Annotated in this window: 16 protein-coding genes; 8 read left to right on the top strand and 8 right to left on the bottom strand. The window is 70.1% G+C overall.

All coding sequences use genetic code 11. The features are described 5' to 3' along the window. Nucleotides 1-1,070 precede the first annotated feature (1,070 nt). The 5 genes from ACQ0O7_RS22265 to ACQ0O7_RS22245 are packed head-to-tail and all read right to left on the bottom strand — an operon-like array spanning nt 1,071 to nt 3,794. A complete protein-coding gene (locus ACQ0O7_RS22265) occupies nt 1,071-1,427 on the bottom strand; it encodes an STAS domain-containing protein (RefSeq protein WP_430784090.1) in 357 nt (118 codons plus the stop codon). A gap of 29 nt (nt 1,428-1,456) precedes the next feature. Continuing rightward, nucleotides 1,457-1,888 (bottom strand): ATP-binding protein, encoded by a 432-nt coding sequence (locus ACQ0O7_RS22260; protein ID WP_430784089.1) that lies wholly within the window; start codon nt 1,886-1,888, stop codon nt 1,457-1,459. 33 nt (nt 1,889-1,921) lie between these two features. Next, nucleotides 1,922-2,086, bottom strand: coding sequence for a hypothetical protein (locus ACQ0O7_RS22255; protein ID WP_430784088.1), 165 nt, complete (start codon nt 2,084-2,086; stop codon nt 1,922-1,924). A gap of 48 nt (nt 2,087-2,134) precedes the next feature. After that, the gene (locus ACQ0O7_RS22250; protein WP_430784087.1) at nt 2,135-2,815 is read right to left on the bottom strand and encodes a response regulator transcription factor; all 681 of its coding nucleotides are present in this window, start codon (nt 2,813-2,815) and stop codon (nt 2,135-2,137) included. A gap of 7 nt (nt 2,816-2,822) precedes the next feature. Continuing rightward, nucleotides 2,823-3,794, bottom strand: a complete 972-nt coding sequence (locus ACQ0O7_RS22245) for a DUF58 domain-containing protein (protein WP_430784086.1) — start codon at nt 3,792-3,794, stop codon at nt 2,823-2,825. A gap of 166 nt (nt 3,795-3,960) precedes the next feature. Between ACQ0O7_RS22245 and ACQ0O7_RS22240 the strand changes: the two genes are divergently transcribed. Then, a complete protein-coding gene (locus ACQ0O7_RS22240) occupies nt 3,961-5,325 on the top strand; it encodes a hypothetical protein (RefSeq protein ID WP_430784085.1) in 1,365 nt (454 codons plus the stop codon). Nucleotides 5,326-6,629: 1,304 nt separating this feature from the next. Here the strand turns inward: ACQ0O7_RS22240 and ACQ0O7_RS22235 are convergent. Continuing rightward, nucleotides 6,630-7,487, bottom strand: coding sequence for a Clp protease N-terminal domain-containing protein (locus ACQ0O7_RS22235; RefSeq protein ID WP_430784084.1), 858 nt, complete (start codon nt 7,485-7,487; stop codon nt 6,630-6,632). A gap of 91 nt (nt 7,488-7,578) precedes the next feature. Here ACQ0O7_RS22235 and ACQ0O7_RS22230 point away from each other — a divergent pair, with 91 nt between their 5' ends. Beyond that, nucleotides 7,579-8,346 (top strand): DUF4253 domain-containing protein, encoded by a 768-nt coding sequence (locus ACQ0O7_RS22230; protein ID WP_430784083.1) that lies wholly within the window; start codon nt 7,579-7,581, stop codon nt 8,344-8,346. A 57-nt stretch (nt 8,347-8,403) separates the two neighbouring features. Continuing rightward, entirely contained in the window at nt 8,404-8,967 is a 564-nt protein-coding gene (locus tag ACQ0O7_RS22225) for a GNAT family N-acetyltransferase (RefSeq protein ID WP_430784082.1), read from the top strand. Here ACQ0O7_RS22225 and ACQ0O7_RS22220 read toward each other — a convergent pair. Further along, on the bottom strand, nt 8,939-9,511 hold the full coding sequence (locus ACQ0O7_RS22220; RefSeq protein WP_430784081.1) for a chloramphenicol phosphotransferase CPT family protein: 573 nt from the start codon (nt 9,509-9,511) through the stop codon (nt 8,939-8,941). The two genes, ACQ0O7_RS22225 and ACQ0O7_RS22220, sit on opposite strands and share 29 nt — an antisense overlap. A gap of 107 nt (nt 9,512-9,618) precedes the next feature. On the opposite strand from ACQ0O7_RS22220, the gene ACQ0O7_RS22215 reads away from it, so the two are divergent. The 3 genes from ACQ0O7_RS22215 to ACQ0O7_RS22205 all read left to right on the top strand — a co-directional run bounded on the left by ACQ0O7_RS22215 (nt 9,619) and on the right by ACQ0O7_RS22205 (nt 12,771). Continuing rightward, on the top strand, nt 9,619-11,187 hold the full coding sequence (locus ACQ0O7_RS22215; protein WP_430784080.1) for a methyl-accepting chemotaxis protein: 1,569 nt from the start codon (nt 9,619-9,621) through the stop codon (nt 11,185-11,187). Between the two features lie 81 nt (nt 11,188-11,268). Beyond that, a complete protein-coding gene (locus ACQ0O7_RS22210; RefSeq protein ID WP_430784079.1) occupies nt 11,269-11,862 on the top strand; it encodes a DedA family protein in 594 nt (197 codons plus the stop codon). Between the two features lie 9 nt (nt 11,863-11,871). Next, nucleotides 11,872-12,771 carry a DUF1295 domain-containing protein gene (locus ACQ0O7_RS22205; RefSeq protein ID WP_430784078.1) on the top strand — a complete coding sequence of 300 codons (900 nt, stop codon included), beginning with the start codon at nt 11,872-11,874 and terminating at the stop codon, nt 12,769-12,771. Between the two features lie 12 nt (nt 12,772-12,783). Here ACQ0O7_RS22205 and ACQ0O7_RS22200 read toward each other — a convergent pair whose 3' ends face one another. Beyond that, nucleotides 12,784-13,389, bottom strand: a complete 606-nt coding sequence (locus ACQ0O7_RS22200) for a hypothetical protein (RefSeq protein WP_430784077.1) — start codon at nt 13,387-13,389, stop codon at nt 12,784-12,786. Between the two features lie 69 nt (nt 13,390-13,458). Here ACQ0O7_RS22200 and ACQ0O7_RS22195 point away from each other — a divergent pair, with 69 nt between their 5' ends. Both ACQ0O7_RS22195 and ACQ0O7_RS22190 read left to right on the top strand, forming a co-directional pair. After that, complete coding sequence (locus ACQ0O7_RS22195) at nt 13,459-14,187, top strand: VOC family protein (protein WP_430784076.1); 729 nt, start codon at nt 13,459-13,461, stop codon at nt 14,185-14,187. Nucleotides 14,188-14,192: 5 nt separating this feature from the next. Continuing rightward, nucleotides 14,193-14,957 (top strand): hypothetical protein, encoded by a 765-nt coding sequence (locus ACQ0O7_RS22190; protein ID WP_430784075.1) that lies wholly within the window; start codon nt 14,193-14,195, stop codon nt 14,955-14,957.

The following is a 14,957-nucleotide window of genomic DNA, read 5'->3' as shown; positions in this document are numbered from 1 at the left end:
CGGGGGAGCGGTCCGGGTTTCGGTTGTGGACGGTTGCGGTGGGATTCCATGGCGGCCGCGGTGGTGACGGTGTTGTCGGCGCCGGTAGCGGTCGGCGGGCGCTGGCGTTTTCTGCGAATTCCCGGTGGGTGTGCGTGTCCGGGTTGCCTGTGCACCCAGCCTGGTTAATTTGCCGCTTAAATGCGCCTTTTTCTCAGCGGCTTGGCTTTTCGCCGTCGATTCCCCGCGCGGATGTCCACTTCCTGCCTCCGTCCTGGCCGATCTTGGAGGATTTACCACCTTTTCCGGTGGTAAATCCTCCAAGATCGCAGCTGGGCGGGTCGCTCGTGCGGGGGATTGGCCGCAAGTGATCAGGTAGCCGCGAACAAGGTTCGAAACGGTGGCAAATTCCCCAAGATCTCGGCTGGGCGGGTCGCCCGCTTGAGTCTTCGGCTTGGTGGGGTGGGCCTGTCGGGCAATCCCGCATTCGAGTGACGGACTGTGGTCGTGGCCGGGCCGGCGACTCGATCATCAGCCCTCAGCCATCAGCCATCAGCCCTCAGCCATCAGCCATCAGCCATCAGCCCTCAGCCCTCAGCCATCAGGCATCAGCCGTTCGCCATCACCGTCAGCCGTCCGCCATCACCGTTCACCGTTCGCCGTCAGCACCCGGCCGGCGCGTACTTTCGCGGTTCGTATGTGTTGGTCCGACCGCGGATGCCGGCGCGGGAACACGGCCGGAGGACTGTGATGCCCCACCTGCCTAGGGCGTCTGCGCATGCGCACGACCGGCCACAGAGTGCCCGAACCGGGGCGGGGTCCAGCCGTCTGGCAGAGTGCCCGCACCGGGGCGGGGTCCAGTGGCCTGGCCGAGGGCTTGCGCAATGGCCGGTCCTTCACCGAGAAGAAGACTCACTTGCGGGTTTGGCTGCGAACGATCAGGCGGTCGAGAGCAAGACTCGGTTCGGTGGTGAATTCCCCATCGCGGATTTGGGCGTCTTTGTGCGGTGTGCCGAATGATAGCTTTGCTGGCGCACCTAAATATAACTTTATGTCGGAAATATGGGGAAATTGGCTGCGGCTGGTGAGGGTCAGGTGGGGGTGGGGTCCAGGAGGTGGTCCAGGCCGATGATTTCGAAGAGGCGTTTCACTATGCCTGCCGGGTTGGTGATGCGGAAATCGATGCCGGTCTGTTCGGCGGCCTGGTAGCCGTCGATGATGCCGCCCAGGGCCTCCGAGTCGATGAAGCGGACCTCTGCCAGGTCGACGACGATGCGGTCCACGGGTGCCGTGCCGTCGGTGGGGGAGACCAGCGACAGCAGCCGGGTGGTGAGTTCGTCGCGGGTGTCGATGTCGAACTCGCCGGTGAGCAGGACACGGCAGGTTCGTACGCCCGCGAGGTCCGCCTCGACCGGCGTGGGGCTGATGGTGAAGTAGTCGTCCGACACGTTATTTGTCTACCAGCAAATTGTTGCGCTCACCTCCGGAGGGGGAAGCTCGCCCAGATGTGCTTGGTGTCGGGGGTCGCGTACCAGCCCACATCCAGCGAGAACGACCGCGCCAGCAGCAGCCCCCGACCGCCCGCGTCCAACGGCCGGGTGTCGGCCAGCTCGGGGATCGTGGTCAGGTCGTGATCGGCGACGTCGAGGATGAGCCTTTCCCCGGCGTACAGCAATCGGATCTCGGTGGGTGGCAGACCGTGACGGATCGCATTGGTCGCCAGCTCGGTGGCGACCAGGATGATCCGGTCCACGATGTCCTCCGGATCGTCGGTGGTGAGTTCCGGATCCTCGGTCAAGGAGCGCTGTAGTGACGCGCGGAGCTGCCGCAGCTCGGTCGTGTTGGTCAGCGTCCACTGGCGCAGCTCACGGGCGTCAGGCGGGGGTGAGGAGATTCGGATCCGATCCACCCGGCTCCTGTGCCCAGAACGGCCACAGGCTACTCACAGATCGGTGGGTGACCCGAACGGGCAGTTGAGCACGGCGATCCGCCCGGTGACGTCGCCGCTCGCCGGATCGGGCAGGGGCAGCTGGATGAGGACGAGGGCCGCGGCCACGGCGAGGGCGGCCACCACCATGAGGATCATGTCGCGGCGCCGCAGGCTCATCTCTCCAGTGAACCGCGAAATCCACGCCGGAAACAGGCCCGCCGGCTCTCACACCGCCTCGCGCAGCCGGTATCCGCGGCCGACGACCGTCTCCACCAGGCCATCGCCGAGTTTGCGGCGCAGCGTGCCGACCGTCACACGGACCGTCTGGGTGAACGGGTCGGCGTTGGCGTCCCACACGTGCTCCAGCAGCTCCTCGCTGGACACCACGTGGCCGGGGCGGCGCATCAGGTACTCCAGGACGCCGAACTCCTTCGGGGTCAGCGCCAGCGGGGCGCCGCCGACCGCAGCGGTGAACCTCGCCGTGTCGGCGACCACCTCACCGACGGTCAGGACCGCGGTGCCGCCGCCGGTGTCCCGGCGCAGCAGCGCCCGGATGCGGGCCAGCAGCTCGGCCAAGTGGAACGGTTTCACCAGGTAGTCGTCGGCGCCGCCGTCCAGGCCGCGGACCCGGTCGGCGAGATTGCCGCGGGCGGTCAGCATCAGCACCCGGACGCCGACGTCGCCGGGCGTCTCCAGGCTGCCGTCGCGCAGCGCCCGGCACAGGCCGAACCCGTCGCCGTCCGGCAGGTTGATGTCCAGCAACACCAGGTCGTACGTGTTGACCGTCAACAGTTCCCGCGCACCGGCGGTGTCGCCGGTCACGTCCACGGCGTATCCGCTGCGGGTCAGCCCGACCCGCAGACCCTCGGCCAGGTCCTCTTCGTCCTCCACCACGAGCAGGCGCATCTGTCGACTATCCGCGCCCGCCGGGCCGTCCGCCACCCGCGGTCCGGGCCAGCCGCCGCTGGGCGAACACGTGCCGCACGATGTCGGCCACCCAGTCCCGGTCGGTGCGTAACCGCAGGTGAGAGGCCCCGGAACGGCGGATCGCGGCGCTCACCGTGGACTGCTGGCGTCGAGCTGCTTCGGCGTACCGCAAGCGAAGTTTTGTGGTTGTCGCCACCTCGCGACGGCGGCCGGACTCCGGATCGATCAGTGCGAGCAGCCCGACGTCCGGCAGATCCTCCTCGCGCGGATCGCCGACCTGCACCGCCAGCACCTGATGCCGGGCGGCGAGCCGGCGCAGCGGATGCTCCCAGGCCGGGGCGGCCGGTCCGAGCCCGTCCTGGTCGAGGCCGTCCAGGAAGTCCGAGACGACCACCGCCAGACCCCTTCGCGGTACGGCGCCGGCCAGCCCGTTGATCGCGTCGGCGAGCGCGACCGGTGCGGTGGCCGGGGTGGCGCGCGGCGCGGCGAGCAAGGCCCGCAACAAACCCATCAAGTGGGTACGCCCACCGCGCGCGGGAAACCGGCGGACTCCGTCGGGGGCGGCCAGATGTGCGCCGAGCCGGTTGCCGGCGCCTGCGGTGAGGAACCCGACGGCGGCCACCGCGGCGATCGCCAGCTCCCGCTTCTCGAACTCGGCGGTACCGAAGTCCATGCTGGGACTGGCGTCCACCAGCACCCAGGTGGCGAGTTCCCGGTCCGCGTCGACGGTCCGCACGTGCGGCACCGTGGTCCGGGCGGTGACCGCCCAGTCCATCCGGCGCACCTCGTCCTCACCGGGCCGGTACTCGCGGTTGCCGGCCGGTTCGCTGCCCAGCCCCGGCAGCAGCCCCAGGTGCGAGCCGTGCAACAGGCCGTCCAGGCGGCGGGTGACGGTGAGTTCGAGCCGGCGCAGCCGCCGCTCCGGGGTCAGTTCGTTGATCGAGGCGCCTTCGTTCACGCGGGCGGGCTCCCTTCCGGTCCGAGGCGGGCGGGCGCCCCGGCGTCGAGGGGACATCTCGCCGGAACGCCCGCCCGGTCCGTTCCAGGACATCAGCCGGCACCGAAAGCGAGCCGAAGGACGACGGACCTTCTATCAGGGACACCGCCCGGCGTACCGTGTCAGCATGCCCCGGCTGACGGTTGGTGGTTGGTTCTCGGAAAGCCGGCGCCGTGCCGCCCGGCCCTTTCTCGACCGGACCGAGAGCCGCGACCGCCTGCGCCGGGCACTATGGAGCCAGAAACCGCGGGTGATCGTGGTGACCGGCCCGGCCGGCGTCGGCAAGACCGAGCTGGTGACCCGGGTGCTGCACACCTTCCAGCTGCTGCGGATCCGGGACGTACGCCACGACACCACCCCGGCTGCCGGCCTGCGCAACCCGGTCATCGTCCTGGACTCGGGGCGGCATCTGCTGGACGCCGACGGGCGCCTCCGGGACCCGGCGCTGGAGGACAAGCTGGCCGCCGGACGCGCCACCGCCATCCTGATCACCGAGACACCGCCGCGCCCGCGCCCCGGCCGGCGCTGGCTCGACCCCGCCGACATCATCGAGGTGGACGGCCTGCCATTGCGCTACTTCAAGGCGTACGCCCGCCGGTTGCCAGGTCGCCACCTCGCCTCCCTGGACCATCGCACCCAGGAACGGCTGTGCGGCTACTTCCAGGGGGTGCCCCGGCTGGCGCAGCTCTTCGACGGGGTGGTGGCCACCACCGGCGGCACCGCGGCCGATCTGGCCGACCGGGTCCACGACTGGATGCGGCAACCGCTGGACTGGACCGTCGTCCGGGACCTGCTGCTGGCCGAGTTGCACCCGTGGCACCGGGACGTCCACCGGGCGGTCACCGCCGTCGGTGTCCCGGTCCGCGCCGACGAGGTCGCCGAACTGACCGGCCTCGACCTCGCGGCCACCGGGACGGCGCTCGCCGAACTGGCCGGCACCGTGATCCATGAACGGGACACCGGCCTCTACCGGGTCCCGGAGTCGCCGTCCGACCAGGATCCGGAGATGGCGGCCCGCGCCGCGGAACTGCTCGCCACCGCCCGTGGCGGCCAGGTGACCGCGGTTGCGGCACTGGCCGAGGTGGGCGCCTGGCTGCGGGCGGACCTGCCGGACCGGGCCTTCGCGGCGATTCGGGAGATGGACACCGGGGTACGCCCCGACGAGCTGTTCCGCACCGTCCGGCAGGAACTGGCCGACGTCATCGACCCCCGTTTCCAGGCGGAGAACCTGCACGCCTTGGGCCGTCTGCACTATGAGCGAGGCGACTACGAGGCCGCCTGGGACGACCTGCAGCAGGCCCTGCACCGCACGGCGTCCGACGACCGGACCCGAGCCGCCATCCGCCTGGACCTGGCCCGGCTGGCCCTGGCGCGGGGTGACGTCGGCGAGGCCCTCCTGGGCTTCGAACACGTCCGCGACCATCCCCGGTCCCCGGGCCCCGCGGTAGCGGCAGCGGTGGAGGAGATGCGCCGAATCACCGCACAGACCTGACCCCGGCACACCACCGGCCGTCCCGCCTCCCGGCACCCAATCGTGTGCCCCCTTACGGTCCGATCCGGGCCGCACCGCGGCACGCAGTCGTGGTGCCGGATTGTGTGCCCCCTTACGGTCCGATCCGGACCGAACCGCGGCACGCAGTCGCGGTGCCGCATTGTGTGGCTCCTTACGGTTCGATCCGGGCCGGACCGCGGCACGCGGTCGTGGTGCCGGATTGTGTGGCTCCTTACGGTTCGATCCGGGCCGGACCGCGGCACGTAGTCGTGGTGCCGGATTGTGTGGCCCTTTACGGTTCGATTCGGGCCGGAGTGCGGCACGTAGTCGTGGTGCCGCATTGTGTGGCCCTTTACGGTTCGATTCGGGCCGGAGTGCGGCACGTAGTGGTGCCGGATTGTGTGGCCCTTTACGGTTCGATTGGGGCCGGAGTGCGGCACGTGGACAGAAAGCCGACCGTACAGCTGGAGCGTGGTCCTTTGTCGCTGGCGCGGGCCTCCTGCTCGGTTGCGGGCCCGCTCGTGTCAATGGCCTGCGTCAGTGTTTACTTCCTGGCCGACTCTGGTGGAATTGCCATCGTTTCGAGCCTTCTGTTCCGGCTCCGTGCCGTGTTCCGGTCAATCCCTCGCCGGGGCGATCCGACTGGCTGAGCTCTTGGCGGATTTACCACCCAGGAAGTGTTTTGCTCTTTGCTCCCTGATCACTTGCGGTCAATTACCAGCGGGGGGGACTCGCCCAGCTGTGATCTTGGGAAATTTGCCATTGGAAAGGGCCTTTTTCTCGGCCGCCTGATCACTTGCGGTCAATGCCTCGTGTAGGCGACCCGCTCAGCGCCGATCTTGGTGGATTTACCACCGGAAACGGTGGTAAATCCACCAAGATCGGCCAGGGTGGAGCCGGAAGGTGGACACTCGGGCGAGGGATTGACCGGGACGCGGCACGGAACTCGCAGAGGTCTCGAAACGGTGGTAAATCATCCAATATCAGCGCGGAGCAGGGCAAGAAGCGGACACTCATGCCGGGGAATTGGCCGCGATCCGGTTGTCGATCGAGGAAGTCTCGAAACGATCGTAAATCGGCCGAGATCAGCCGGGGAGGGGTGCGGAGGCGGACGCTCGCGCGGGGAATCGACGGCGAGCGGCTCAGCTGTCAAGGAGGAGGCTCGGGACGGTGGTAAATCCGCCAAGAGCTCGGGCTGGGTGGGGCTGAAAGCTCAGAAGGTCGGTGCGCTGGATACAACGCGCCTATTCGAAGGGTGTGCCGCGCCGCCCAGTCCGTTTTGTGGAGGATGGAGGGGAGTGCGGTCACCAGCCGGCGGGGAGCGCCAGGGACAGCAGGCGGGCTGAGCGGGTGTCGGCGTTGCGGTGCAACATGTCGAGCAGGTGGGTGGTGTGGCGGGGCTCGCGGTTCGGGTTGGACAGCAGGCGGGACGGGCGGATCGCGTCGGTGCCCAGGTCGGCGGCGGTGGACAGGGCGGACGCCTGATCGTGGTCCAGGCCGGCGGACAGCAGGCGGCGGGTGCCGGCGTAGACCTCCGGGTCGGGGCCGATCAGGTGCGGATACGCCGCGGCCACCTCGAACGTGCCGAGCATGGTGACCAGCACGTCGTCGGTGCGGGTGCGGCGCCACTGGCCCTTGGCGATCAGGTCGGCCTCCCATCGGGCCCACATCAGCGGCGCCGGTGCGTAGTTGAACTTGATCGGGATGATGCCGAACGCCCGGAACCGGAAGCCCGGGAACGCCCGTCGCCCGAGCAGCCGGTCACGGCACTCACGTAGCGCCGGTTTGATCGGGTCTGGGCGGCGCGGCAGGTGACCGGAGGCGATCGCCGCCCGCACCTCGGCCGCGTCGACACCACACTCGGCGAGCAGCGACGCGGCGTGCGAGCGGTCGTCGTGGATCAGTGCGGCGAGCAGGGCCAGGTCGGTGGCGGAGGAGTCGAACGGCACGTCCGGCGCGGTGTGCCGGGTGGGCACCCCCTGCCGGAACACGTGGGCGGCCACGGTGGGGGTGACGTCGAACGCGTCGAGCAGCTCCTTGACCGGCTCCGAATGCAGGACCAGCGCGGTCAGCAGATGGTCGCTGCCGGTCGCCGCGCTGCTCTCCGCGGCGAGGTGACGGGCGGATCGCAGGATGGTGTCGGTGCTGGACTCGTCGGCCATGGATTCCACCGTAGGGATCGCGGCCCGTCTCCGCGTCAGTCGTCGGTCGGATCCCGCCTCTAACTAAAGACATAGGCCCTATGCTCGCCGGATGTCTGATCCGACCGTCCCGCTGCCGCCCGGCAAGGTGGTTTTCGCGGATGAGGGCGAGTCCGACGTGCCGGCGATCTGGGTCAGCGACGGCCCGGCCACCGCGGAGCTGTGGGACGCGCTGCGTACCGGGGATCGGTGGCCCCTGCTCCTGGAGAGCATGCGGGGCGAGCCCAGCCGCCCCTGGGACGACGGCGAGTTGTGGCCTGCCGGCACGTCACCGGATTCCCACGACGCCGCCGCGCTGATGGCCGGATGGTGGGGCTGGTACACCGCCGGTGACGACGAGGAGGACATGCTGACGCCGGCGGAACGGCTGGCGGTGACCGCCCCGTACGGCCGCGATTGGCCCGGTCTGGCACCCACCCGGAAGCCGGTCACCGACCCGGACCGGCGGGCCGTCGCCTGCGTCGCCGAGCTGCTGCGCCACCAGCCCGCCCTGCGTCTGGGCCTGGTCGCGGCGGATCGTGGCGCCGACGCCCTGGCGATCGCCGGCTGGGACGGGGCCACCAACTACACCGAGACGGTCAGACTGTCGGCGGTGCTGCGCACCTGGGAGGACCGTTTCGGGGTACGGGTGATCGGCGCCGGGTCCGCCGACCTCTACCTGAGTGTGGCCGCCCCGCCCACCACCGTGGCCGAGGCCCTGCCGGTGGCCGCCGAACATTTCGCCTTCTGCCCGGACAACGTGTGGCAGGGCACCGGCCCGCTCACCCGGTACGCCGAGGGCCTGGTCAACACGCCGTTGTGGCGGTTCTGGTGGGACTGACCGAGCCGAAACCGAAAATCGATGGCCGATTTCGTACGGGTGGATCATCATGCGCTGATGAGTACCTACCTGGACACCGACCGCCTGACCCTGCGCCGTTTCACCGACGGCGACGCTGATCTGCTGATCGAGCTGGACAGTGACCCGGAGGTCATGCGCTTCCTGTCCGGTGGTGAGCCGACCTCGGCGGAGGACGTGCATCAGCGTGTCCTGCCGGCCGTGCTGCGCGGCTACGAGAAGTGGCACGGCGACTTCGGTGTGTTCGCCGCCGAGGAGAAGGACACCGGTGCGTTCGTCGGCTGGTTCATCCTGCGCCCGGAGCGGGACGGCCCGCTGGAGGAGGCCGAGCTCGGCTACCGGCTGCGCCGGGCGGCGTGGGGCAAGGGGTATGCCACCGAGGGTTCGCGGGCGCTGCTGGCCAAGGCGTTCACGCAGCTCGGCGTGCACACGGTGTGGGCCGAGACGATGACCGTGAACGAGGGTTCCCGCAAGGTGATGGAGAAGCTCGGGATGACGCTGTCCGGCACCCTGGAGACCCCGCCGGACATGGCGTCGATCGAGGGCGCCGAGCAGGGCGGCGTCCGCTACGAGATCACCCGGGAGCGGTGGTCGGCGCGCTGAACCGGGCGAACGCCTTCGGCGTGGGCAGCGTGTCCAGGGCCCGGACGATGTCCCGAGCGCACTCCGCGGGGCTGCGGTGGGTGGTGTCGACGGCGATGTCGTGGGTGTCGTGGGCGTACACCCTGGTCTGGGAGTTGGCCAGGCCGATCGGCCGGTCGCCGCGAGCCTTCTCCCGGCGGGCCAGCTCGGTGGGGGAGCAGCGGACTTCGACGACCGTCACGTCGTACCCGGAAAGGGTCTTGACCAGGTCTTCCAGACGCCAGTCCTCACTCAGCGGGTAGTCCATGATCACGTGGTTGCCGGCCGACGCCAGGCCGGCCACCATCCGGTGGTAGCCGATCCTCGTGCGGGTCAGCGTCGCGCCGATCTCCGCGTCGTCGAGCACGCGGGTATGCACGGTGGAGCGCATCTCGCCGAGCGCGTCCACCGGGATGAGGAACCACGGATCGGCCAGCAGCGGCAGCAGTTCCCGGCCGATGCTGGTCTTGCCGGAGCTGGACGCGCCGTTGAGCAGGATGATCCGGCCCCTGGTCGTGGAGATCACCCGGTGACTTTAACGACCGGCCGTGATGTGACCGGAATACACCCGTTCCTCAACTGGGCCGTCGTGGTGCCGATTTCCACGGCACAGGCGGCGCAAAGGGAGACGGAATGGGCATCGGCAGGTTCTTCGACGACAGGTCACTGCGTACCAAGATCGGATCGGCGGCGGTGGCCGCGACCGCCAGCGGCCTGATCGTCGGCGGCGTGGCGATCTCCACCATCGTTGACCTCAACGACCAGGCGGAGGCGGAGCTGCGCCGGACCACGCTGATCGACAAGTCGGTGGGCACGTTCGGGCGCAGCATCGAGTCGTACATCGGCGGGGGCAGCAGCATCCAGCTCTATCCGAACATCGCCGAGTCCGTCGGCAAGACGATGGCGCAGAACAAGAAGGACATCGAGGCCGCCCTCGACTCGCTGGACGCCGCCCTGCCCGGGGATCCGGCGGTCACCGACGCGCGTAGGGACTGGGAGAAGTTCCTGGAGTTCATGTCGGAGGACCGCAGCGGGCTGAGCGCGGCCGAGCTGGCCACCGCGTTCGAGGAGTACGGCGCCCTGCACAGCGCCCTGGCCGAGGACCAGACGGTCCTGCAGCAGCGGGTGGACGCCCTGGTCGAGCAGCGGGTGGCGGGGGCGGAGGAGGCGGCGCGGGACGCCACCTACCTGATCGGCGGTCTGCTCGCCGGTGGTCTCGGGATCAGCCTGTTCATCGGGTTCCAGACCGCCGCCCGGGTACGCCGTAGCGTGGGCGCCGTCTCCCATCTGGCCGAGGGGCTGGCCGACGGCGATCTCACCCGTACGTCCGGGGTGTCCAGTGGCGACGAGATCGGCCGGATGGCCGCCGCCCTCGATCAGGCGGTGAGCCGGCTGCGTGCCGACATCGTGCAGCTGGCCGGCAACGCGGGCACTCTGCAGTCGGCGTCCGGGCAGCTGACCGCGGTCTCCGGGCAGGTCGACGCGGCCGCCAACGACGCCTCCGCCCAGGCCGGGAACGTGGCCGCCGCGGCCGATGTGGTCTCCAACAACCTGCAGATCGTGTCGGCGGGTTCGCAGGAGATGGGTTCGGCGATCCGCGACATCAGTGTCTCCACCTCGGAGGCGACCGAGGTGGCGGCGCAGGCGGTGCAGGTGGCCTCGCAGACCAACGCGATCGTGGCCCGGCTGGGCGACTCGTCGGCGGAGATCGCCACCGTGGTCAAGGTGATCACCGCGATCGCCGAGCAGACGAACCTGCTGGCCCTGAACGCGACCATCGAGGCGGCCCGTGCCGGTGAGCTGGGCAAGGGTTTCGCGGTGGTGGCCGGCGAGGTGAAGGATCTGGCGCAGGAGACGGCGAAGGCCACCGAGGACATCTCCCGCCGGGTGCAGACGATTCAGACCGACACCAGTGGCGCGGTGCTGGCCATCGGCGAGATCTCGGAGATCATCGAGCGGATCAACGGCCTGCAGCTGACCATCGCCTCGGCGGTGGAGGAGCAGACCGCGACCACCCAGGAGATGAACCGGACGCTGACCGAGGCGGCCGGTGGGGCCGGGAACATCGCGGACACCATCACCGGGGTGTCGGACGCGACCCGGCGCACCACCGACACGGTCGGTGAGACCCGGCGGGCGGCCGAGGAACTGTCCACGACGGCCGGTCAGTTGCAGACGCTGGTGTCACGCTTCCGTTACTGAGCGTGTGGTAGTGCTAGCTCTACCAAGAAGGGCGAGCTGGCACCATCGCGCTCGGTGGCACTGGTCAAATACGGTCGGGGCATGATTGACCACCTGACGCCGCTGCTCTCCTCGCCGTGGCTCTACGTGATCGTCTTCTTGATCGTGGCCGTCGACGGGTTCCTGGTGGTCGTGCCGTCCGAGACGGTGGTGATCAGCCTGGGCGCCCTGTCGGCGGCCGGCCACCCCAACCTGGCGGCGCTGCTGGTGGCGGTCGCCGCCGGCGGGGTGGCCGGGGACCGGGTGACCTATCTGCTCGGCCGCCGGGCCGGCGGTCTCCTCCGGAGCGGCCGGCTGGCGGCCGCCAAGGAGAAGGCGGAGGCCGCGCTCTCCCGGCACGGCGCGGTGGCGATCCTGGTCGGGCGTTTTCTGCCGTACGGGCGGACCGCCACCGCCCTGGTGGCCGGCTCGGCGTCGATGCCGATGGCCCGCTTCCAGTTGTTCAGCGTCCTGGCCGGCATCGGCTGGGCGGTCTACGTGCTCGGCCTGGGGCGGCTCGGAGGCGCCCTGTTCACCCGTCAGCCGCTGCTGGGCGCGGCCTGCGGCATCCTGTTCGGCATGTGCCTGGCGGGCGTGTGCGCGATCCGCGAGAAGCGGCGCGCATCGATCGACGACGGTGAGCTCGTCCGGACCTAGGCTCGGGAGATGTCCAACGGGTCTCGGCCACTCGGGTTCGCCGTCGTGACGCTGGCCTACGTGGCCGCCGCCCTGATCGCGCTGGTCTCGGTGGTCACCATGGCCGGCCGGCATCCGCTGCTGCTCACCCTCCTCGCCGACGTGGCCGCCACCCTGCTGATCTTCGCGGCCAGCATGGCGGCGGCCAACGCGAGCCTCTACGACCCGTTCTGGAGCGTCGCCCCGGCCGTGATCGTCCTGGTGTGGGCGCTCGCCCTCGGCGCCGGCGGGGCCCGCCCGGTCCTGGTGCTGCTGCTGGTCCTGGCCTGGTCGATCCGGCTGACCGCCAACTGGGCCCGCTCCTGGCAGGGGCTGCACCACGAGGACTGGCGGTACGAGCAGTTGCGTGCGGAACGCCCCGGCGGCGCTCCGTGGTGGCTGGTCAACCTGGTCGGCATCCAGCTGGTGCCGACCCTGGTGGTGTTCGGCGGCCTGCTGGCGGTCTGGCCGGCGGTGACCGTCCCCGGCCGTGGTCTCGGCGTGCTGGACGTGCTCGCGGTGTTGGTGACGGTCGCCGCGATCGTGCTGGAGACGACCGCGGACCGGCAGTTGCACCGGTTCGCCGCCGACCCCGGCAACCGGGGCCGAATCATCGACGAGGGCCTGTGGCGCTACTCCCGGCATCCCAACTATCTGGGCGAGATCACGTTCTGGTGGGGGATGTGGCTGTTCGGGCTGGCCGCCGCCCCGTCCTGGTGGTGGACGGTGATCGGCCCGATCGGCATGGTCCTGCTGTTCGTCTTCGTCAGCGTGCCGATGATGGACCGCCGCTCGCTGTCCCGCCGCCCGGACTACGCCGTCCACATGCGCCGCGTCCCGGCCCTGCTGCCCCGCCCCCGTCCGACGACGGGCGGCGCCCACCGGACCTGAGGGCCGCCGGGTTCAGGACTCCTTGGTCTCGATCTCGGCGCGGAGTTCGGGGAGTTCGGCGATGGCCTGCTCGACCGTCAGGTGGTACCACACCAGGATGCCGATGCTGCCCTCGTCGGCCCAGCCGCAGACCGGGTACCGGGCGAGTCCGTCGTCGGCGATGCCGCACTGTGCCGTGCCGCCGAGCGGGCCCGGCTCCACCACGGTCATACCGGCCAGCTCCAGCGTGTCTCCGGCGAACCCGCGGAACGCCCCGTGGAGCATGAACTCCGGCGTGACGATCGGGCGTTCGAGGGCCAGGGCCAAGACGGTGTTCTCGCCGTCCACCGCGCGGTAGAAGGCGGCGAACGAGTTCGTGACACCCGGCTGGCGGGCGAACTGGAGTTCCATCTCCGCGGTCATCGGGGTGAGCTGTGAGTCGGTCCATGGGACGCGGCCACCGAGGGTCGCCGGCTCCACGACGGAGACCTCCTCCGCCGCCGCCATCGGATCGGGAACGTTCCTCTCCCGGGTGAGGACGAGGCCCAGCAGCCCGGCGGTACCGAGGGCCAGCGCGGCGGCTGCCGCCGTCAGAACGATCCTCAGGACCGGGGTCCTCCTCGTCGGCGGCTGGGACACGCGGGCTCCGTTCGTTCCACTGGAATCAATGCGATTTCTCGCTGTGGAGGATCATGGCAGGATCGGGATATGGCGCTGCGACCGGTCATGGTCAACATCAAGGCTGTCGACCATGAGGGGCTCGGCCGGTTCTGGGCGGCCGCGCTCGGCTGGACCGCGCACAGCCGGGCCACCACGTACGTCGCACCCGGTGTCGACCTCGTCTGGCCCGACCCGGTGATGCTCGGCCTCGACTTCGTCGCGGTGCCCGAGGCCAAGGGCCCGGCGAAGAACCGGGTGCATCTCGACCTCGCCACCACGTCCGGCAAGCATCAGACCCAATTGGTGGTACGTCTCCGCGACCTCGGTGCCACACCCGTCGACATCGGGCAGCGCGACGTGCCGTGGACGGTTCTGGCCGATCCGGAGGGCAACGAGTTCTGTGTGCTGGAGCCGCGCGAGATCTATCGGGACACCGGGCCGATCGCCGCGGTCGTGGTGGACTGCACCGACCCGCGGGAGATGGCCCGGTTCTGGGGCGCGGCGATCGACTGGCCGGTGCGCGCGGTGACCGCCGACTTCGCCTCGATGCGCGCCGACGGTGGCCCCTACCTGGAGTTTCTGCGATCCGGCGACGGGCCGGGCGGGCCGGGGCGGGTGCACCTCGATCTGCTGCCACGGCCCGGCGGCGACCCGGCGGTGGAGGCGGGCCGGCTGCGCGAGCTCGGCGCCACCGATCGGGATCTCGGGCAGGGCGACGTGCCGTGGACGGTGCTGGCCGATCCGGACGGCCACGACTTCTGCGTGCTGGCGGGCTGATCCTCGTGTCACGGTTGCCGCACCGCTGGGATCTGGTCGCACCGGACCAGCTGGGGACCCTGCTGGACGGGCTGCCGGAGCCGGATCTGTGGTTCGCCGACGAGCTGGTGGACTGCACGGCCCGGGTGCTGGCCCGCTGCGACGGCGGCACGCTGTACTTCGTCGGCCGTTCCCTGGACTCGATGTACGACCTGCTCACCGCCATGCTTCCGGGCGACGGCCGGTTGCGGCGGCTGCCGTACAGCCGGCTGTTCAGCGTCTGGACGTCCCCTGCCGAATGGCGGGACGGGGCGCGCGCCATCCTCGCCGAGTGCGGACTGACCCCGTACCGGCTGGCCCGTGCCGGGGAACCGGTCGCCCTCGTCGACGTGGTGTCCACCGCTGGGACATATCGGGCATTGTTTCACCTGCTGCGCGAGTGGGTGGACGAGGAGCGCGAGCCGTGGGACGTGGTACGCCGCAAGCTGCGCTTCATCGGGATCGTCTCGCGGGGGTACACCAGCCCGAAGACGGTCCGCTGGCAGCAACAGGCGAACTGGACCGCGCGGTTGCCCGCCGGCTCGATCCGTAACGTGTCGATGGACCGGGTGCTGTACGGCTACCTGGCCGACCGGCAGGTGAAGCTGACCGATTCGTTCGGGCCCGGGTACACCCCGCCGCCAGTCCTCCGGCACGACGATCGCACCCGGCGGGCGCTGGCGGAGGCGGTGGCCGTGGTCGGATTATCAAGAGGCTGGCGGCGGAGCGACCGTACCCGCGGCAGTGGATGA

It is taken from the genome of Actinoplanes sp. G11-F43 (assembly GCF_050589265.1).
Classification (GTDB): Bacteria; Actinomycetota; Actinomycetes; order Mycobacteriales; family Micromonosporaceae; genus Actinoplanes.
This window is presented reverse-complemented; position numbering and strand designations above follow the sequence as displayed.

Bases quoted from the DNA above. Each gene is read 5' to 3' on its own strand.
- ACQ0O7_RS22255 (WP_430784088.1), bottom strand. From the start codon at position 2,086: ATGAGCCTGCGGCGCCGCGACATGATCCTCATGGTGGTGGCCGCCCTC.
- ACQ0O7_RS22215 (WP_430784080.1), top strand. From the start codon at position 9,619: ATGGGCATCGGCAGGTTCTTCGACGACAGGTCACTGCGTACCAAGATC.
- ACQ0O7_RS22195 (WP_430784076.1), top strand. From the start codon at position 13,459: ATGGCGCTGCGACCGGTCATGGTCAACATCAAGGCTGTCGACCATGAG.
- ACQ0O7_RS22250 (WP_430784087.1), bottom strand. From the start codon at position 2,815: ATGCGCCTGCTCGTGGTGGAGGACGAAGAGGACCTGGCCGAGGGTCTG.
- ACQ0O7_RS22240 (WP_430784085.1), top strand. From the start codon at position 3,961: ATGCCCCGGCTGACGGTTGGTGGTTGGTTCTCGGAAAGCCGGCGCCGT.
- ACQ0O7_RS22235 (WP_430784084.1), bottom strand. From the start codon at position 7,487: ATGGCCGACGAGTCCAGCACCGACACCATCCTGCGATCCGCCCGTCAC.
- ACQ0O7_RS22205 (WP_430784078.1), top strand. From the start codon at position 11,872: ATGTCCAACGGGTCTCGGCCACTCGGGTTCGCCGTCGTGACGCTGGCC.
- ACQ0O7_RS22230 (WP_430784083.1), top strand. From the start codon at position 7,579: ATGTCTGATCCGACCGTCCCGCTGCCGCCCGGCAAGGTGGTTTTCGCG.
- ACQ0O7_RS22210 (WP_430784079.1), top strand. From the start codon at position 11,269: ATGATTGACCACCTGACGCCGCTGCTCTCCTCGCCGTGGCTCTACGTG.
- ACQ0O7_RS22225 (WP_430784082.1), top strand. From the start codon at position 8,404: ATGAGTACCTACCTGGACACCGACCGCCTGACCCTGCGCCGTTTCACC.